The sequence below is a fragment of the Rhodobacter sp. NTK016B genome, from assembly GCF_017303295.1.
Taxonomy (GTDB): Bacteria; Pseudomonadota; Alphaproteobacteria; order Rhodobacterales; family Rhodobacteraceae; genus Pararhodobacter.
The window spans coordinates 1-361 of record NZ_JAFKOK010000048.1; the positions used below are offsets into that span (position 1 = coordinate 1).

Below are 361 nucleotides of genomic sequence, written 5' to 3' on the forward strand. Positions count from 1 at the left end.
CACGCCGAAGCGCAGATCCGGGGCGCATGGCGCGTCGAGCGCTCGGTGCTGATGTCGACCCGGGCCGCGAATGAGGTGGGGCGCCTTGCGGCCTGCGGCTGCACCGCGCTCGCACCCACGGTCCAGATCGCCGAGGCCGCGCATGCAAGGGTGCTGAACGATGACACGCCCGACCCGCTGGACCGCGTCTTCTGGGACGCCTGGTCTCAGCCAATCCTGAACGTCGCGGCGCTGATCGCCATTCCGGATATCCCGGGCTGGGATCGCTGCCCGATGGTCTGGCGCGATCTCCGCTTTGCGCTTGCCCATAACCTGCCGGTGCATGTGTACGGGGGGCTGCAACCGTGATCCGCGACGATCC

At 69.0% G+C, this 361-nt stretch carries 1 protein-coding gene; it reads left to right on the forward strand.

Annotation, left to right across the window (positions count from 1 at the left end):
- The coding region (locus JI664_RS23645) for a DUF1937 family protein (RefSeq protein WP_207016243.1) at positions 1-348 on the forward strand (348 nt) is incomplete at its 5' end.
- Positions 349-361 lie beyond the last annotated feature (13 nt).